The organism is Clostridium brassicae (assembly GCF_026738875.1).
GTDB classification, from domain to species: domain Bacteria; phylum Bacillota; class Clostridia; order Clostridiales; family Clostridiaceae; genus Clostridium_H; species Clostridium_H brassicae.
The window spans coordinates 45,590-64,573 of the sequence record NZ_JAPQFJ010000001.1 but is presented as its reverse complement, the minus strand read 5'-3'; the positions used below and the strand labels follow the sequence as shown (position 1 = coordinate 64,573).

At 30.0% G+C, this 18,984-nt stretch carries 15 protein-coding genes, 21 tRNA genes and 1 riboswitch; of the genes, 1 reads left to right on the top strand and 35 read right to left on the bottom strand.

The annotated features are described in order from the left end of the window. Positions 1-10: 10 nt before the first annotated feature. The 31 genes from guaD to OW729_RS00210 all read right to left on the bottom strand — a co-directional run bounded on the left by guaD (position 11) and on the right by OW729_RS00210 (position 12,051). Complete coding sequence (gene guaD, locus OW729_RS00360; RefSeq protein ID WP_268059408.1) at positions 11-1,288, bottom strand: guanine deaminase; 1,278 nt, start codon at positions 1,286-1,288, stop codon at positions 11-13. An 11-nt stretch (positions 1,289-1,299) separates the two neighbouring features. Further along, the gene (locus OW729_RS00355) at positions 1,300-1,872 is read right to left on the bottom strand and encodes a xanthine phosphoribosyltransferase (protein ID WP_268059407.1); all 573 of its coding nucleotides are present in this window, start codon (positions 1,870-1,872) and stop codon (positions 1,300-1,302) included. Between the two features lie 195 nt (positions 1,873-2,067). Next, positions 2,068-2,169: riboswitch (purine riboswitch) on the bottom strand. A gap of 281 nt (positions 2,170-2,450) precedes the next feature. Then, complete coding sequence (locus OW729_RS00350; protein WP_268059406.1) at positions 2,451-3,743, bottom strand: dicarboxylate/amino acid:cation symporter; 1,293 nt, start codon at positions 3,741-3,743, stop codon at positions 2,451-2,453. 248 nt (positions 3,744-3,991) lie between these two features. Continuing rightward, complete coding sequence (locus OW729_RS00345; RefSeq protein ID WP_268059405.1) at positions 3,992-4,867, bottom strand: pyridoxamine kinase; 876 nt, start codon at positions 4,865-4,867, stop codon at positions 3,992-3,994. A 13-nt stretch (positions 4,868-4,880) separates the two neighbouring features. Next, complete coding sequence (locus tag OW729_RS00340) at positions 4,881-5,810, bottom strand: radical SAM protein (RefSeq protein ID WP_268059404.1); 930 nt, start codon at positions 5,808-5,810, stop codon at positions 4,881-4,883. Positions 5,811-6,292: 482 nt separating this feature from the next. After that, the gene (locus OW729_RS00335) at positions 6,293-7,231 is read right to left on the bottom strand and encodes an N-acetylmuramoyl-L-alanine amidase (protein WP_268059403.1); all 939 of its coding nucleotides are present in this window, start codon (positions 7,229-7,231) and stop codon (positions 6,293-6,295) included. Between the two features lie 141 nt (positions 7,232-7,372). Further along, the gene (locus tag OW729_RS00330) at positions 7,373-8,191 is read right to left on the bottom strand and encodes a MerR family transcriptional regulator (RefSeq protein WP_268059402.1); all 819 of its coding nucleotides are present in this window, start codon (positions 8,189-8,191) and stop codon (positions 7,373-7,375) included. A 301-nt stretch (positions 8,192-8,492) separates the two neighbouring features. Continuing rightward, positions 8,493-8,876: a CBS domain-containing protein gene (locus OW729_RS00325; RefSeq protein ID WP_268059401.1), complete on the bottom strand. Its 384-nt coding sequence runs from the start codon at positions 8,874-8,876 to the stop codon at positions 8,493-8,495. Positions 8,877-9,042: 166 nt separating this feature from the next. Beyond that, positions 9,043-9,119: transfer RNA gene (locus tag OW729_RS00320), tRNA-Arg, on the bottom strand. A 21-nt stretch (positions 9,120-9,140) separates the two neighbouring features. Then, positions 9,141-9,214: transfer RNA gene (locus OW729_RS00315), tRNA-Gly, on the bottom strand. Positions 9,215-9,230: 16 nt separating this feature from the next. Next, positions 9,231-9,306, bottom strand: a tRNA-Lys gene (locus tag OW729_RS00310). A gap of 4 nt (positions 9,307-9,310) precedes the next feature. Continuing rightward, positions 9,311-9,385: transfer RNA gene (locus OW729_RS00305), tRNA-Gln, on the bottom strand. A gap of 4 nt (positions 9,386-9,389) precedes the next feature. After that, positions 9,390-9,465: transfer RNA gene (locus tag OW729_RS00300), tRNA-His, on the bottom strand. A gap of 4 nt (positions 9,466-9,469) precedes the next feature. Next, positions 9,470-9,546 (bottom strand) — tRNA-Lys (locus OW729_RS00295). A gap of 28 nt (positions 9,547-9,574) precedes the next feature. After that, a tRNA-Arg gene (locus tag OW729_RS00290) sits at positions 9,575-9,651 on the bottom strand. A 4-nt stretch (positions 9,652-9,655) separates the two neighbouring features. Then, positions 9,656-9,729: transfer RNA gene (locus OW729_RS00285), tRNA-Gly, on the bottom strand. 4 nt (positions 9,730-9,733) lie between these two features. After that, a tRNA-Gly gene (locus OW729_RS00280) sits at positions 9,734-9,808 on the bottom strand. Between the two features lie 28 nt (positions 9,809-9,836). After that, positions 9,837-9,912, bottom strand: a tRNA-Pro gene (locus OW729_RS00275). 6 nt (positions 9,913-9,918) lie between these two features. Next, positions 9,919-9,995: transfer RNA gene (locus tag OW729_RS00270), tRNA-Lys, on the bottom strand. 27 nt (positions 9,996-10,022) lie between these two features. Next, positions 10,023-10,099 (bottom strand) — tRNA-Arg (locus OW729_RS00265). Between the two features lie 3 nt (positions 10,100-10,102). Then, positions 10,103-10,176: transfer RNA gene (locus tag OW729_RS00260), tRNA-Gly, on the bottom strand. Positions 10,177-10,180: 4 nt separating this feature from the next. Then, positions 10,181-10,255 (bottom strand) — tRNA-Gly (locus OW729_RS00255). A gap of 5 nt (positions 10,256-10,260) precedes the next feature. Beyond that, positions 10,261-10,344, bottom strand: a tRNA-Leu gene (locus OW729_RS00250). Positions 10,345-10,359: 15 nt separating this feature from the next. Continuing rightward, a tRNA-Lys gene (locus OW729_RS00245) sits at positions 10,360-10,435 on the bottom strand. Positions 10,436-10,439: 4 nt separating this feature from the next. Further along, positions 10,440-10,514 (bottom strand) — tRNA-Gln (locus OW729_RS00240). A 4-nt stretch (positions 10,515-10,518) separates the two neighbouring features. Then, positions 10,519-10,594: transfer RNA gene (locus OW729_RS00235), tRNA-His, on the bottom strand. A 4-nt stretch (positions 10,595-10,598) separates the two neighbouring features. Continuing rightward, positions 10,599-10,675 (bottom strand) — tRNA-Arg (locus OW729_RS00230). A gap of 4 nt (positions 10,676-10,679) precedes the next feature. Then, a tRNA-Gly gene (locus OW729_RS00225) sits at positions 10,680-10,753 on the bottom strand. A 6-nt stretch (positions 10,754-10,759) separates the two neighbouring features. Further along, positions 10,760-10,835: transfer RNA gene (locus tag OW729_RS00220), tRNA-Pro, on the bottom strand. A gap of 135 nt (positions 10,836-10,970) precedes the next feature. Beyond that, complete coding sequence (locus OW729_RS00215; RefSeq protein ID WP_268059400.1) at positions 10,971-11,441, bottom strand: metallophosphoesterase; 471 nt, start codon at positions 11,439-11,441, stop codon at positions 10,971-10,973. Between the two features lie 13 nt (positions 11,442-11,454). Then, on the bottom strand, positions 11,455-12,051 hold the full coding sequence (locus OW729_RS00210) for an XTP/dITP diphosphatase (RefSeq protein ID WP_268059399.1): 597 nt from the start codon (positions 12,049-12,051) through the stop codon (positions 11,455-11,457). A gap of 185 nt (positions 12,052-12,236) precedes the next feature. Here OW729_RS00210 and OW729_RS00205 point away from each other — a divergent pair, with 185 nt between their 5' ends. After that, positions 12,237-13,619, top strand: a complete 1,383-nt coding sequence (locus tag OW729_RS00205; RefSeq protein WP_268059398.1) for a hypothetical protein — start codon at positions 12,237-12,239, stop codon at positions 13,617-13,619. Between the two features lie 491 nt (positions 13,620-14,110). Here OW729_RS00205 and OW729_RS00200 read toward each other — a convergent pair whose 3' ends face one another. From OW729_RS00200 to ligA, 4 genes are all read right to left on the bottom strand, one after another. Then, positions 14,111-15,670, bottom strand: a complete 1,560-nt coding sequence (locus OW729_RS00200) for a peptide ABC transporter substrate-binding protein (RefSeq protein ID WP_268059397.1) — start codon at positions 15,668-15,670, stop codon at positions 14,111-14,113. A gap of 217 nt (positions 15,671-15,887) precedes the next feature. Further along, positions 15,888-16,364, bottom strand: a complete 477-nt coding sequence (locus tag OW729_RS00195; RefSeq protein WP_268059396.1) for a hypothetical protein — start codon at positions 16,362-16,364, stop codon at positions 15,888-15,890. A gap of 308 nt (positions 16,365-16,672) precedes the next feature. After that, the gene (locus tag OW729_RS00190; RefSeq protein ID WP_268059395.1) at positions 16,673-16,936 is read right to left on the bottom strand and encodes a hypothetical protein; all 264 of its coding nucleotides are present in this window, start codon (positions 16,934-16,936) and stop codon (positions 16,673-16,675) included. A 29-nt stretch (positions 16,937-16,965) separates the two neighbouring features. Beyond that, positions 16,966-18,957: an NAD-dependent DNA ligase LigA gene (ligA, locus tag OW729_RS00185; RefSeq protein WP_268059394.1), complete on the bottom strand. Its 1,992-nt coding sequence runs from the start codon at positions 18,955-18,957 to the stop codon at positions 16,966-16,968. Positions 18,958-18,984 lie beyond the last annotated feature (27 nt).

The following is an 18,984-nucleotide window of genomic DNA, read 5'->3' as shown; positions in this document are numbered from 1 at the left end:
ATATTAACTTTTAAAATTTAGGTTCTGATATTTTTTGTCCAGCTACATATCTTTCGACTATGTTCCTATCATCTCCTATGTAAATATATCTTTGTAGTCTTTCTTCAATAGTCCTATCTAAATCACCTAAGCTACTATCATCTATAATTAATGCATCAAATTCATATCCTTCTTCGAAACTTCCAACTTTTCCAAAAAATTTTCCTCCGGCTTTAGTTCCCATATAAAAAACTTCTGCTGTTGTTAAAGGTTTATATGTTTTATCTGATTCAAGCCACTTCATCTTAGACATCTGTACTGCTGCTACCATAACATTAGGTATAGAAATTTTGTGACCACCGCTAATATCACATCCTAATCCAACTGTTATACCTTTTTCCATAAACTTTCTTACAGGCATAATTCCAGTTGCAACATTTAAATTAGAAGTAGGACAATGTACTGCAATAACTCCGTTATTTTTTATTAAATTCATTTCTCTTTCTGAACTATATATACAATGAGCCATAATTGTTGGAACTTCACCGAATAATCCGAATTTATTGTATACATTACCATACTCTTTACATTCAGGATGTAATTCTTTTACCCATTGAATTTCAGATATATTTTCAGACAAGTGAGATTGCACAGGAATATTATATTTTTTAGCTATCGCGCCAATTCCTTGCATAACTTGAGAAGAACAACTTGGGACAAATCGTGGGGTTATAATTGGTTTAACTAATCTTGACTTATTACTATATTCACATACAATTTCTTCTGTATCATTTATAGACTTTTGTGTATCTTCTATTATATAATCTGGAGAATTTCTATCCATATTAACCTTTCCTACAAACGCTCCAAGCCCAGATTTTATGAATAAATCCATAAGTATTTTAGTTGCATCTTTATGTACACTTCCAAATACAACCGATCTTGTAGTTCCACATCTCCATAATTCTTTAACCACTTTTTTGTACACTTTTTCAGTATACATTAAATCTTTAAACTTTGATTCTTCTGGAAAAGCATACTCATCTAACCATTCTAATAATTGCTTGTCCATTCCTAATCCTAAATTAGCATATTGAGGTGCATGTAAATGTAAATCAATAAATCCTGGTATAATTAACTTATCTTTATAATCTATAATTTCATAAACTTCATCTTCTTTTGAAAGTTCAGATTTTATCTTATCCACTTTTCCATTCTTAACAAATATATATCCGTTTTCTATAACTGTGAATTTCTCAGAACTTTTAGTAAATATTATATTTCCTCTATAAACAACAGTACTAATCATATACGCATCCCCTAATTTTTAAAAACTATCTTTCCATCTCTCATTGATTCTATAATGGCTAAAGATTCTAATTGAATATTTTGATCTTCAATAATTTTTCTACCTTGTTGAAATCCTTTTTCTATAACAATACCTACTCCAACAACTTTTGCATCAGCTTGATTTATAATGTCTATTAAACCTGATGCAGCATTAGCATTAGCAAGAAAATCATCAATTATCAAAACCTTATCTTCTGGTAGTATATACTTTTTAGAAACTCTGACATTATAGGATTTACCTTTGGTAAATGAAAAAACTTCTGACTGAAAACTATCTTTATCCATATTAGTACCTGCATGCTTTTTTGCAAATACTACAGGCACATCAAAATATTGTGCAGTAATACATGCAATTCCTATTCCCGAAGACTCTATGGTTAAAATCTTTGTTATTTCTTTTTTATCAAATCTTTTCTTAAATTCTTTACCTATCTCTTTGAATAATTTCACATCTATCTGGTGATTCAAAAAACTATCTACTTTTAAAACATCACTGCCTATAACCTTGCCATCTTTAGTAATTCTATTTTTTAATAGTTCCATATATTTCCCCCCTATATTAAAATCTAATTATCAAAAAAGAAAGCTCCCTAGTACACAACTAGGGAGTCTATATCATTTAACACCTTTAATATAAGAAATTAATATAATTAACACTTTAATCATATAGCAAAAATATATACTTCATTGCTAATATACTAAAGTATTGTTATATCACTTATAAAAAATTAACGTGTAAAATTTAATATAAACACCCGTAGTCAAACAGTTTAAGGCCGTTTGGTAGAAACGTTTAGTCCATATTACTAAACATATACGAGTAATTTTACGAACATTTTTAATCACTTTTTATATATTATTCGTTTATTTTTGTTATATGTATATATTAAATCAAATAGACAGAAAAATCAATATCAAATTAAAAAACTTTTATTTAGTAACTACCATACCGCTTTCCTATGATTAACGACTAAAATTTTGAAAAATATGAAATAAAATCTTCAAAACCAGCTTCTTAAATAAAAAATAAGCAACTGATGATTTTTTTGTTCATCAACTGCCTATTCTATAGTATTTATAATTATTAGAAACTAGTTACTCAATAAAGTTGCATTGCAGCTTTATTCAGCATCTAAAACACATTTTTCTTCACATATATACTTCTGATTATATACATCTAAATCTAATTCTTTTTCTAAATTAGCCATAATTACAGTTGCGGTTGCATCCCCACTTACATTAACTACAGTTCTCATCATATCTAATATTCTATCTATACCTAACACTAAAGATATTCCTTCCACTGGTAAACCTACCTGTTGAAGCACCATAGAAAGTGTTATTAATCCCACCCCTGGTACTCCTGCAGTACCTACAGAAGCTAAAGTAGCGGTTAACACTACCATTAACATTTGATTAATAGTAAGAGGTATACCATATACTTGAGCAATAAAGACAGTAGCAACTCCTTGCATTATAGCTGTACCATCCATATTAATAGTAGCTCCTAATGGTATGGTAAAACTTGCAATGGCCTCTTTAACACCTAATTTTTTTTCACAGGTCTCAAGATTAATAGGTATAGTAGCATTACTGCTTGATGTACTAAATGCAACTACCATAACAGGCCAAAATTTTCTAAAAAACATTATAGGGCTTACTCTTCCAATAAATTTCAAAGCCGATCCATATACTACTATAAGTTGAATTAAAAGAACTAATACAATTGTAATTCCATATTTAAATAACTTGATTAAAACATCCGAACCTTGAATCATTATAACCTTAGATATAAGTGCAAATACTCCAACAGGAGCAAACAACATAACTATTCCTATTATTTTTAAAAGAACTTCGTTTATCTGGCTTATTATATCAAGCATAGGCTGTGCTGCTTTTCCAATCATTGTGGCTGCTATACCAAATAATATAGCAAAAGTAATTATTTGTAGCATTTCCCCTTTAACCAAAGATTCTATGGGATTTGTAGGAACCATATTAACAAAAACATCCATAATAAAAGGAGCATCAGCAGTTTTAAAACTTTTAGCAGTAGATAAGAGTTGTTCTCCTCCTAGCCCTGGCTTTATTATATTCGCAAGCATAATAGCTATACTAATAGCAAACGCAGTTGTTGCAGTATAGTAAACCATAGTTCTCACACCTAGTCTACCTAATTTTTTAATATCTCCAACACTAGCTGTTCCACATATTAAAGAACATAAAACTAATGGAACTACAAGCATTTTTATTCCTCTTAAAAAAACATTACCTGCTGGATCTAAAACCCACTTAATAATAGATTCATTTATAGCTTTTTCAAAGAACATGTTGGAGACTATTCCAAAAGCAACACCCAATAATAGTCCTAATAATATCTTTATAGTAAGTGACATTTTCTTCTTTGGTTTCATTCTCTTCCCTCTTTCACAATGAATTTTTATGTATTTTATAATTCATTTAATGAAATTATTATATCATTATTTTTATTTTTTATCAATAAAATGAATTAACATGTTTTGAATTATTCATATAGACATTGTGTTTGATTTATTAAAATTCGAATAATTCATTTTAGCTTAAATTCATAAAATAGAATCTAAAAATATTTTTATTTACATATAAAAAGGCACCTATTTATATAGGCACCTTCATTCTAATTTTATTCCATTAATTCATAACCACTTACTACAACAGGCATTTTTAAATTTTCTAATACTCTCTCTAATAATACTCCTTCTCTTTGCGGATATTCAAATCCATAACTAGCTTTAATACAAGCTGTTATAAATTGAACCCCTCTATCTAAAGCAATAGGTAAACTATCTCCCTGAAGCAAGCTCCCAACAATTACACTAGTAAATATATCTCCGGTTCCTGGAAAATGAGCTGGAATATATCTACAGCTAACTTTCCAAAACTTATTATTTATTCTATCATAAGCAACAACACTTGTATCCTTATGTAGCTGACTATCTGGTACACTTGTTATTATAACTACCTCAGGACCCATATCTGATAAACTTACAAGCCACTCCTTCACTTCTCTATCCGTTATATTACTTTTATAATCTTTATTCAAAAGATAAGCTGCTTCTGTAAAGTTAGGTGTTATAATATCGGCTTTTCCAATTAATTTTTTCATATTTTCTACCATACTTATATCCATAGTACTATATAGTTCACCATTATCAGCCATAACTGGATCTATAACAATCAAATTATCTTCCTTACCGAATATATCAATAAACTTTGAAACTATTTCTATTTGCTTACTAGACCCTAAAAATCCACTATAAATACAATCAAACTCTATTTGAAGTTTTCTCCAATGCTCCATATAAGTCTCCATTGAATCTGTTAAATCTATAAAACTAAAATCTTCAAATCCTCCTGTATGAGTTGATAAAATCGCCGTTGGAAGAGGACATACTTGTACTCCCATAGTTGATAAAACTGGTGTAATAGCACACAATGAAGCTCTTCCAAATCCAGATAAGTCATGAATTGCAGCAACTCTTTTAACAGGTCTTATCATATTAACACATCCTTCATACGTTTAGTCTATATGTACTATATCCTTTGTACTCCACTAATTGAATATTATCATCTTTTTCTAATTTTTTAAAGATATTTTCAATACAAGTACAACCTCTCGATTCTAGAAAGTTTTTTATTTCATACTGGTTCATTGGATGTCTTCTTATAATACTTAATATAGCTTCATAATCATCTTTTATTTCACTAAAAAATCCTTCTGAATTTAACATATCTATAGATATTCCGCCTAATATATCAACTGCTAATTTCATTGATTCTTTAGATATTTGACTTACCCATTCTTCTGCTGGAGGTCTAACAGGAGTATTTATGTAAAGTCTACTATATTCTATTTTATCTATTAATTCTTTCATTCTCACTAAATCTTTTTCATGATCATTAACATCTTTAATTAACATTGTTTCCAACCATAATTCACCTTTATATTTTTTTGAAAAATTAACTAACCCTTCATATACATCTTTAAAATGAAGTTTTCCATAAGGTCTATTTATCTTTTTAAATGAATTTTCATCATAGGCATCAAGAGAAGGCATAACTATATCTACATTCATAAGATTATCTTGAACTTTTTGTTCATATAAAATTGAGGCATTTGTAATTACTACAACTGGTTTAGATGTTACTTTTTTAAGTTCTAGCACTAATTCGCCTAATTTTGAATATAAAGTAGGTTCTCCTTCTCCAACAACTGTTACAACATCAAAATTCAAATCATCTTTTATGTAATCTTTGAATTCATCTAATATATCAGAAACACTAAAAAACTCATCAATATTGTTTGTCATTTTGTCAGTTCTTCCAAGTTGACAGTAGGCACAAGAATAATTACAACATTTTCTCGGAATAGGACTAACTCCTACTGAAAGCCCTAATCGTCTTGACGGTACTGGACCAAAAACATATTTAAATTCTTTCATTTACAAAACCCCTTTTCCTTTTGTATTTTATCCGATGTCTAACCATTCTAATCCTCCATCTTCTTTAAAGTGGCAATAAAGAATGGTACGAGACCCTAGATAATGACCTCTAAGGAGTAGACCTCCTAAGAATCCTGTTTATAATAAGCTACTTTTAAACATTCTTATTTTCATGTAAACCATATTATATTATTAAGTTCATAACAATTTATCTTTATAATTTAAAATATATATACCACAGAACTACTTTAAATCTTATTTGTTAATTATGATTTACATTTATTTCACCTAGAGGATATAATTGAATTATAATTATAATATATGGTTTTAGTCAATTGTATCCATACTATATTGATTTTTCTCTTTTGGGTTTCATTTTAAAACCTCTTATCTAATATCATAACAATACTTAAGTTTCCAAATATAGTAATCGTTAAATAAGTATAAAATAATATTGCTCTGGGAAAACTCCCAGAGCAATATTATCTTGTCTTAACCTTATCCTTTCGGACCCATGCTTTTTCACCATTAATATCTAGTTGATAATAATATGTTATCTCATCTATAGCTGTAATAAAATCTCCCTTTTTAAAAGCTTTTACTTCATTAGCCCAACATATAATATCATCTTGTATAACCTCTAGTTTTTTTCTTTTCTCATAAGGTTCATCTAAATTTCCTTTGACTTCTACATCATCTTTGTGTATCCATGCCCCTTTCTCTAAGTCTAACCTATAATAATTAGTTATTTCATCTATAGCTGTTAATTTATCACCTTTCTTAAATCTCTTCACTTCTTTTGCCCAAGCTATAACATCTTCATTACATTTTAATGGTAAATGCTTAAATTTACTCTCAATATTCTCAGATGTAGCTTTATTATTTACAGTATTTTTACCCACACCTTCCGCTATAACTTTACCTATTACATCTGAACCTAATTTTTTATATAACTCAACATCTTTTGTAGCTTCTACAAAGCATACTTCCACAATTATTGATGGTATAGAATTACGTTTTATTTCATATAACCCTCTCGACATACCATCCTTTATTCCTCTATTCCTAAATCCTAATTTTGCTATATTATTGGTTATTTTGGTTGCTATTGTACTTGTTGTGCCATTATTTAAGTTTAACCATGCCTCCGTTCCTAACTCACCTTTATACCTGTTATATGCTTTATTAAAATGTATAGATATAAATAGCTCTGCGCCCCATGTTTTCGCCCTATTTACCCCATATGGCAAATCAGAGTTTCTATTCATAGGTCCTGGTGTCACATCTAGTACATCGTGTCCCAACATTTTGAGATATTTTATTACAGAAGGATAAACTTTTCTATCTTCTGTCAATTCATCTATTAAAGCACTAGCCCCTGTAGCTTGCGGATTATGTCCACCTCTTACAGCTATCTTCATAAAAATCATCTCCTTCCCAATTATTTTATTACTATTAACTATGTTTTGTTACTACATTAAACTTCGTTATGTAACCGTTACTTATTCTGCATATAAAATATAAAAAGAAGCCTAAAATCAAGGCTTCTCTTTATTAATACATTAATTTTTTTCAACAGGTATTTGGATTTCCGTTATATATTCTTGTGGATTATCTGTTGAACGCTCCCCTTCTAAATATAATTCTCTATTAGGTCCTGCAATCCTATATCCATTTTCTTCAATCCACTTAAGTAAAACATTATAAGAAATATTAAATTCTTCATAAGGCCCTTTGTGTATTAGGCAAGCTGCATTTTCAACCTCTGAAAGTTCTTTTATTTTTATTCTATCTGTCTCTTGAATATCATTTCCTATACAACTCATAACCTCAATATCAACATCATTTTCTTTGTGCCCTGGATCATAATATACAGACATACTTGGAGCAACTATCTTAGCATTATTACTTTGTAAATATCCCATTAATTCTATCCATAAATTATGCTGTTTTGAATAGTCTCCTATTATATCCCTTATAGAAGCTACCTTTTTTCTTTCCAATTTTTTTAGCACTACATCATATTTTAACATCAAATCATCATCCTCCTTAATGCTATTTATAAGTCTCTCTACCTTTACCAATCTAACTTTTTCTAGTTTTATATTCTGCATAATCTCTTGTTTCTTCTTATATAACATAGAAGTTACAATGTTTACAGATAAATCACTTTGAAGTATTTTAGAAATTTCACTTAGAGAAAAACTTAAATTTTTTAAAGCTATTATTTTATTTAATCTCGGTAGTTGCTTCGCAGAATAATATCTATATCCTGTTTCATCATCAATTTTTGCAGGTCTTAGAATTCCAAGTTCATCATAGTATCTTAAAGTTTTTACAGATATTTTATTTAATTTAGCAAATTCTCCTATTTTGAACATTTTTACCTCTCCCATATGTGCACATATTGAGTTTATATATTAATAATAACCCGTCCCCTAAGTGGAGAGTCAATAGTTCTTTTACTAATAATTATTATATTTCCATAACCTTCTCCATAATTCATAAATAAAAATAATTATAAAAAATAGCCTAGCTTTATATGATCATATAACAGAAAAGCTAACTAGCTTTTTAGCTAATTAGCTTTTCTGTTATATATTATTAAATTATTTCTAACTATTACTGTTATATTCTTAAAAATTAATAGGATACTACATAAAATGAATAGGTTAATGAAGCTTATTCATTATTTTTTATAAAATAGTCTAGTAAATCCTCAATACTTACAATACCCTTAACTTTAAAATTTTCATCAACTACTGGTAGAGCTATAACATCATTTTCTCTAACTCTCTTAGCCACATCTATTATAGTATCGTTTTCACTGCAAGTAACAACTTCTCTATTCATTATATTTTCTACTGGATATGTATCGTAATGTCCCTCATAATTCAAAAATCTATATATATCAGCCTTTACTATTATGCCTAACAAAGTTTTATTTTCATCTACCACAGGAGCACCATTGATTTTATTACTCGTCATTATGCCTAACGCAGTTTTTATGGTATCTTTATAACCTATGTGTATTACATTGGTGTTCATAATATCAACTAATTTCATGAATTAACCCCCTTATATAATTTAGTCTTTACTAAATTATATACAAAATTAAATCTATAGTAAACATATTATGCCTTTTTTAGTTTCTAAAACCTAAAATTTAGTTTGCCATTTATATATTTCTTCATATTAAAAAAGACCTTCTTCAATATGGAAAGCCTTTAAATGGTGCGCCCAGCGGGATTTGAACCCACGACCGTCAGATTCGAAGTCTGCCACTCTATCCAGCTGAGCTATGGGCGCTAAAAATCCAAAAAATAAAAATGGAGCGGGTAAGGGGAATCGAACCCCTGTGTTCAGCTTGGAAGGCTGACGTTCTACCATTGAACCATACCCGCATGTTCATATACAATTTGGTGATCCACCGGGGAATCGAACCCCGGACAACTTGATTAAAAGTCAAGTGCTCTACCGACTGAGCTAGTGAATCAAAATGGCTGGGATGGCAGGATTCGAACCTACGCATGTAGCAGTCAAAGTGCTATGCCTTACCGCTTGGCGACATCCCAAAACTGGGGTGGACGAAGGGACTCGAACCCTCGACAACCAGAACCACAATCTGGCGCTCTACCAACTGAACTACGTCCACCATATGGTACGCGATCAGGGACTCGAACCCTGGGCCCTCTGATTAAGAGTCAGATGCTCTAGCCAACTGAGCTAATCGCGCACATTATCAATAACTATTTAAATTTAAATGGTGCGTCTTAAGAGATTCGAACTCCTGGCCCACGCCTTAGAAGGGCGTTGCTCTATCCAGCTGAGCTAAAGACGCTTATTGGAGCGGGTAAGGGGAATCGAACCCCTGTGTTCAGCTTGGAAGGCTGACGTTCTACCATTGAACCATACCCGCATATTGGAGCGGAAGACGAGATTCGAACTCGCGACGTTCACCTTGGCAAGGTGACGCTCTACCACTGAGCCACTCCCGCATAGCTTATTTATAGTATCTTTTTTAAATGGTCGGGGTAGCAGGGCTCGAACCCGCGGCCTCATGGTCCCAAACCACGCGCGCTACCATCTGCGCTATACCCCGTTGCTATGGTACGCGATCAGGGACTCGAACCCTGGGCCCTCTGATTAAGAGTCAGATGCTCTAGCCAACTGAGCTAATCGCGCACATTATCGATAACTATTTAAATTAAATGGTGCGTCTTAAGAGATTCGAACTCCTGGCCCACGCCTTAGAAGGGCGTTGCTCTATCCAGCTGAGCTAAAGACGCTTGTGGAGCGGGTAAGGGGAATCGAACCCCTGTGTTCAGCTTGGAAGGCTGACGTTCTACCATTGAACCATACCCGCATATTGGAGCGGAAGACGAGATTCGAACTCGCGACGTTCACCTTGGCAAGGTGACGCTCTACCACTGAGCCACTCCCGCATAATTGGTGCAGGTGAAGGGAGTCGAACCCCCACGCCAAAGGCGCTAGATCCTAAGTCTAGTGCGTCTGCCAATTCCGCCACACCTGCATGTATTGTATAAAATGGTGATCCACCGGGGAATCGAACCCCGGACAACTTGATTAAAAGTCAAGTGCTCTACCGACTGAGCTAGTGAATCAAAATGGCTGGGATGGCAGGATTCGAACCTACGCATGTAGCAGTCAAAGTGCTATGCCTTACCGCTTGGCGACATCCCAAAACTGGGGTGGACGAAGGGACTCGAACCCTCGACAACCAGAACCACAATCTGGCGCTCTACCAACTGAACTACGTCCACCATATGGTGCGTCTTAAGAGATTCGAACTCCTGGCCCACGCCTTAGAAGGGCGTTGCTCTATCCAGCTGAGCTAAAGACGCTTATTGGAGCGGGTAAGGGGAATCGAACCCCTGTGTTCAGCTTGGAAGGCTGACGTTCTACCATTGAACCATACCCGCATATATTGGTCGGGGTAGCAGGGCTCGAACCCGCGGCCTCATGGTCCCAAACCACGCGCGCTACCATCTGCGCTATACCCCGTTGTCCACGTGTGAGAAATTCAAACAATTAATCAACAAGTTTATTCTTATTAATTTTACTTTGTTCCTCAGCGACATGGATTATTCTACACTATATTTTTAAATCCGTCAATAGTTTTTAGATTTTTTTTTTATTTTATAATAATTTAATCTCAGCAGTTATTTTTCCATCATTTATATTAATAAGTCCAACACTCCTATACCTGTCTCTGGGGACACTTGGACTTCCTGGATTAACGAACCAAATACCGTTCTCATATTCTATACCAGAAAGATGCGTATGACCAAATAACGCTACATCGGCACCTAATTCTTCTGCTCTATATTTTAAATTTAAAATATTATATTTAACATCATATTTATGTCCATGAGTAATAAAAAATTTAACTCCCTCAATTTCTTTGAAAATTTCTTCTGGACACTTATTTCCAAAATCACAATTACCTTTAACATTTATTATATTTTTTTTATAAATTTTTTTTATTTCTTCAACATCTTGTACATTATCTCCAAGATGTATAATTAAATCTACATCTTCTAAAGATTTAACAACCATTGGTAAGATTGTCTTGTCCCTATGGGTATCACTAACAACTCCTATCCGCAAAAGCTTTTCCTCCTTAAATCAGTTCCTTGAGTTTTTCTTGAAGAATTTTCAAGGCTTTTCCTCTATGACTAATAGAATTTTTTTCTTGTGAAGTCATTTCTGCAAATGTTTTTTTAAACTGTGGTACATAAAATATTGGATCATATCCGAATCCATCTTTCCCTCTTTCCTCTTCAATTATATACCCTGATACTTCTCCTTGCACATTTATAATATTATTATTATCAAAAATTAATTCTACAGCACAAACAAATTTTGCTTTTTTTTCTTCTATATTCATTCCTTTTAATTTTCTTAGTAACTTCTCATTGTTCTTTTTATCATTTCCATGCTCTCCACTATACCTAGCTGAATATACACCCGGTTCCCCTCCAAGTACTTCTACCATAAGTCCAGAATCATCTGCCATAACCATGCAATCCTTAACTCTCTTATATATTTCAGTGGCTTTTATATGTGCATTTTCCATAAATGTACTGCCATTTTCATCAATATCTATATATATTCCCGCTTCTTTTAACGAAATGATTTCAATAGGAAAACTTTTCAGGATTTCTCTTATCTCCATAATCTTGTGTTCATTATTACTAGCAACTATAAGTTTTTTCATAATTTAACCTCTCTTTCTCCCTTAGAAGTGATTTTTTACTTTCGTATTAAAATCCATTCATAATAACTATATAAAAAAATTATTAAAAATTAAATAAAAATATTTCATTTAATTTTAAAATCTATCACATTTTAATATTTATTCACATATTATTTATATAAGGATTAATTTATGGTGGTGTATTTATGTTAAGATATATAGGACCTTTTCTACGAATGAATAAATTAAATATAGATCAAGTTAAATCTCAATTGTTCCATCTCACAAAAGAGTCCATAAGGGATATCGTTTTATATTCTAAATGTGGAATCACAACTAATTTAGATGAAATAAATTTAAGAACTATTGATAATATTGATATTAACACAATAGACTTCAATTCTCCACTATTATGCATATACAAAAAGTCTAAAGCTTCCTTAAAAAATAAAGATGATAAATTGCATTGGATAGAAGATAAATTTAAAAAGGATATATATGTTTCCAGTAACGCTTATATGACTTTATGTCTTTTAGAACTCATTGACTATTATAAACAATTCAAAGATATGGACACTAACAAGTACTATTTAAGTAACATATATACAAACATAGCTAAAACTCAATTAGATTTTTATGCTGCCTACTTAAGAAATGAAGAGGGTGTATTTGTTGACAAAAAGGATTGTACAGACCCTATAAGCGGGAAAATTAAATTTAAAGATAAAAATAAGTCCTTTAAATTTTCAGACCAATCGCTTTTAATGAATGCGTACTACAAGTGCTCTACTTATCTAGATGAAAAAAATCAAGATTCTTATAAAAATTTTTCTAAGGACATATTAACTATGTTTCTAGATTTTAAAGAAGAACTTTATACTATCTCTTTTGATGAACAATGTAAGCTATGTCTTAATCTAAACATATTCTATACTTATTCCGGCATAGAAGAAGTCAAATCACTAATAATAGATATATTTGACCTCTTATATGAAAACTATAATACCAACATATCTGAAACTAAAAATATATCCGATTTATGCTTACTATACCTAAATTCAATACTAATTTATAATCATACTAATATATATAAATTCCGAGAAATTGCTAAAAATTTATATAATGTTTTAAAAAAATACTACGATGAAAATTCGTCAATTTTCGTAAAACACACTGAGGAAAAAGAAATAATTTTTTCTTGTAAAGAAATTATATTATATATTCTTACCAATATATATGAAAATCACATCAATGACGAAGATAATTCTGACATAATTATGCATGTTTATACAAAGCAATTAATTGACTCAGGAATAATATTGAGCTGGCCAGAAGTCCCTACTTTAGACAATATTGAGCGATATAAGAATTTTATAGAAAAACCTGAAAATTTATTAGATGAACAATATTTTAAAATGCCTACAATAGCAACCCCTAATGCAAACGAGCTTCCTTCTGTTTTTGTAAAATCAATTTCTTATGATAAAAATAAACATATTTTTAAACCTAGTAAATCTACCTTTGACAGTAGAAAAAATTTAGAACTATTTTTCTTAATAATCTACTTATTAAATAATCACTTAAAATAAGACTATTTTACAATTATAAATCTAGTATAAATAAGTTGCCTTATAATTTATGTTAGGGAAATAAATATAAATTAATTTTTAGTTTACTTATCTTATTAATTATAGGGCAACTTAATAGCTACCAGAGTATATAAATACATAAAATTGCTTAAACTATTTACTAAAACAAATACTTATAAAAGGAGGTTGCTTAAATTTATTAACAATATAGATAATACTCTAACCAACATTAATTGTTCGGAAAACTGTCTTTATTGTAAAAATGGCCAATGCACTTTTACTAATATTACTTCTCTTTCTAAAGTTAGCATTAGCAACCTAGACTGTGCTTATTTTGTACCTAACAATAAAGAAAAACAAACTTGATTTAACAACTAAAATCTCTTACTTGAAATCTTCCATTATAGTTTCCTTAGTAAGAGATTTTAATTATTTTATTTTAATATTGTTTTTCATATTATATAAAATCAATGTTTTTTTAAAGTATAAGCCTAGTTATTATTTTCCTTATTTAAATAGGCCTTTTTAAGCAAAACATTTCCTCTTTTATTTATTTCTACTCCTTCTACAGTTTCTTTTTTACATACTGTATTTTTAAAAAAACATATAGGCATAAAAGGTATGTCTTCATAAAGTACATCCTGTGCAGAATTTAAAAGCTTTTTGGCACTTTCACTATCTGATGTTATCTTGGTTTTCAATATCAAATTATCATAATTCCAGTTAGTATATCCAAATATGTTTGTGGTAGAATTAGTAGTCCACTTTTCTAAAAAAGCTAATGGATAACTATTCTCTGATAAATACTCGGTAACTACAATATCATAATCACCATCTTTTATTATTTGATTAAATCTTTCATTATCACATTCTTCTATGTAAGTCTTAATACTCGCCTTTCCTAATGATTTTTCAATATCTTCAATAATTTTTTTGCTGTTTTCTAATGTATTTAAATAAGCTATTCTAATCTTTTCCCCTTTATAAGTACTTTTATTTAAGAAATCTTTTGCCTTGATCAAATCCTTATGTTTATCAAAAAATATTTTATCATTTGCCCCACTTTCAATAAATTTTTGAGCTTCTTGTCCTAATATTTTCTTTGAAATTTCTTCTCTATCAATACAATAGTTTATAGATTTTCTAAAATTTATATCTCTTGAGATTCCTTGTTTTTTTAAATTAAAATTTAAGCTAATTCCATTAATTGATGTAAAACTTATTATCTCATTATCTTCTATACTTTCCTTGATTTCATTTGCCGGAGGATTTAAAATTATGTCAGTTTCATCCCATTTATAATTAGCTAATGCTAAAGCACTTGATTCTTCATTTTTTATAACGATTTTAGAACTAGGTACATTGTCCTTATCCCAATACATTTCATTTTTAGATAATTCTATATCCATATTTGTAGAGATATTTTTTATATTAAAAGGTCCTGAGTAAACTATATTGGAATAATTGTTTTTCCAGTTTTTGAAAGAGGTGAGATTTTTCTTAAGAGCATACATAGGTTTGCTTAGCATATTTAAAAAGTACGTACAAGGATAATTTAGTCTTATTTCCAAAGTTTCATTATCTTTTTCAATAATAGCTACTTCATTAAAGTCAATTTTATTATCAGCATAATCTTTAGCTCCAAAAATACAGTATAGCTGTTGTTTATATATATTTTCATTAGATTTTAATAACTCCTTGAAAAACTCAATAAAATCTTCTGTTGTTATACTACTTCCATCACTCCATTTAGCATTGTTTCTTATTTTAAAAGTATATGATAGTTTATCATCACTTATCTTCCACTCCGAAGCTAATCCAGGTACTATTTCTCCTTTTTCATTTGTAGAAACTAATCCTTCAAATAAACAAAGTAATAAATCCTCGTCTCTTAGATTATTACTTTTTAGCATGGTCAAGTCTTCTGGCATTTTACCTAGATTATATATTATATAATCTCTAATTTCTTTTGTATTTACTTGTTTTTTTTGGATACATCCACTCCCCATAAACATAAGTAAAACTAAAAATATACTTAAACCTTTTTTCATATATCAACTCATCCATTTCTAATTTAAGTTACTTACACTTAAATTATTGACAACAACTATTAAAAATAAACAATTCTATTTCACAAATTTCCATAATTCAAAAACTGTACATCTACAAGTTTAATTGTTGACAAATAGATTATTATGAATGCAGTTTTTGCCAAATTAAATATAATTATTTAGATGAAAATTATCAAACAGAATTTGAGGATTTATGTTATTTAGGTAAGTATCTAAAAAAATTTATTTTTCTATTTCGAAATACATCTATGGTTTTTCCTCTTAATCCTAATTGATTTTTTATAAAATAAGCATAGTCATAAAGGGCAATTTGTTTATGAAAAATATTTCTATTACCATGTATATTTCCTTCAAATAATCCACATGTTATGTATACTCCTTTTTCTACTCCTATTTTCTTTAAATTAGCTACAAAATTATAATATTCATCGTGAAAAATCATGTCTCTTCTATCATATTTTAATAGTACTTTTTCTTTTTTCCCTATAAGTTCTACTATCAACTCTAATCTATTCTCCTCTATAACATTGCATGTGATTTGTTTTTCCTTACAATTTCTCATTATTATATTTAATATAGTTCCTATTTTTAATCTCCTTAATCTATACCGAGCTTTTTTAATCTCTTTTTTTCTAAATTTAAAATATATTAAGTTAATAATCCCCTTTAACATGAATTATCCCATCCTTATTAATATTCTTTACATTATATGATTTTTAGTAAGAATTTATATTCTAATATATTAATAGAAAAATGAAAAAGTACCGAACAAATGATATGCTCCCCTTGAGGTAGACAGTTAAAATAATGAAACTGTTTAATTCAAGAAGGCAGTTCAAAACGGCACTTTTCCAAAAGTTTATATAATTAGTTATACAAAATCTACTTAATGCTAATATTTCTATTTACTTCCATAAGTTGTATCTCATATTAAACCTATAATTCTAATTTAGTGAATTTATCTTACTTATATATCTGTTACTAATATACTTTCATAAACATAAAAAACATAGTAACAAACCCCATAAGCATGCATATGATAGAATCTATCCATTCTTTATCTTTTAAAAGAAGCTGCTTTATGCTCCAAAGAAACATTGTCACAGCAATGCTACATTGAAATAAATAATAATTATTAAAGCATTGTATATTTACAATGTAATAACTAGAAAGCATTGTGAGAATAAGACACAGACTTGTTATTACTACAGATATCCATGCCAATATACCTATTAACTTCTTCATTTCGTTTACCCCTTACCTCTTTTCTATTTTTATTTTACCATATCTTTAAATTCATCTTCATTTATAATTTTAACCCCTAGTTCTAAAGCTTTATTGTATTTAGAGCCAGGATCTTTTCCAACTAATACATAATCTGTTTTTTTACTCACGCTACTTGACACCTTAGCTCCAAGTTGTTGTAACTTATCTTTTATTTCACTTCGTGAAAAACTTTCTAGGGAACCTGTAACTACAACAGTCTTTCCATTAAGCAAATTTTCCTGTATTACTGTTTCTTCATAATAAGGCTGTACTCCCAATTCTAAGATTTCATCTATACTTTTATTTATTTTTTCATCCTTAAAAAATTCTATTATGCTATACGCTACGATATCACCGATATCTTCCACTGATATAAGCTCTTCAAATTCAGCTTTTCTTATATTAAATAAATTTTTGAATTTTTTAGCTAAGTCTATACTAGTCTTTTTCCCTACATTAGGTATTCCTAATGAATATACAAAAGACGGTAAATCACAATTTTTACTTTTTTCAATGGCATCTATTAAATTTTGAGCTTTCTTCTCACCAAACCTATCTAACTTTAATAATTCTTCTTTATTTATTCTATATAAGTCAGAAATAGATTTTATATGCAGTTGCTCAAATAATTGTTCAGCTGTTTTTTCACTAAATCCTGCAATATTCATAGCTTCCCTGCTTGCAAAATGAACAATAGACTTTACAAGCTGGGGTTTACATGAAAGTGTGTTTTCACAGAAATAGTGAACTCCTTGCTGAACTATCTCGCTTCCACAATAAGGACAGACATTAGGTTGCTGTATTTCTATGGTTTCTTCAGCCTCTTCTGCAACACCCATTATTTCAGGAATTACATCATTAGATCGGCGTAAAAAAACTCTACTTCCTATTTTTACTCCTTTTCTATTTATGTCATCCATATTATTTAATGTTGCTCTTTTAACAGTAACTCCACCTATTTCGACAGGTTCTAATATAGCTGTAGGACTAACTCTCCCGCTTCTACCAACATTCCATTCCACATCTATAAGCTTTGTAGTTGCCTCTTCAGCTTCAAATTTATAGGCAATAGCCCATTTAGGAAATTTAACAGTATATCCTAATATATCACGAGTCTTAATATCATCAATTGCTATTACTACTCCATCTATTTCATAATTTAAATCTTGTCTTATACTTGCTACATATTCAATCTCTTTTTCTATTTGATAAATTGTAGAACAAGTTCTTATATAGTCATCTACTGGAAACCCTTTGTCTTTAATAAATTTCAACATTTCAGTATAAGTGCTAAAATCTTTTCCTTCATTATATCCTACATCATAAAAAAAGGCTGACAAATTTCTTCTAGCTGTTTCCTTTACATTTAAATTTCTAAGAGCACCAGCAGCACCATTTCTTAAATTTTTTAATGGAGTCTCTGATACTTTATTATATTCCTCAAACGCTTCTTTTGTCATAATTGCTTCTCCATGTACCTCTATTAAAGCCTGATTATCAATAATTAAAGGTAATGTTTTTATAGTTTTAGCTTGAGAAGTTATATCCTCTCCAATTTCACCTGTTCCTCTTGTAGCTGACTTGATTAAAATTCCTTCCTTATTATATGTACAGTTGATTGTAAGCCCATCAAACTTCTTTGTTAAAATATACTTTACCTCAGGTAATTTCTCTTCATTATTAGCATTATAATCTTCTATGGCTTTCAAATTTCTATTATGCCATTCTATAATTTCTTGCATACTTTGAGCCTTGCCTAAACTCCACAACTTACCCTTGTGTGTATATTTATTAAACTGAGACAGAACAACATCACCAACTCTTTGAGTTGGTGAATAAGGAAGTATTATACCTAACTCTTTTTCCATATTCACAAGTTCATCATATTTTTTGTCATACTCCTTATCTGAAATAGAAGGAGTATCTAAAGTATAATACTCATGGGCGTACTTATTTAATTCTTTAACTAATACTTCCATTTTTTGTCTTATATCTTTCATTAGTGAATATCACCATCCCTCTCGCTT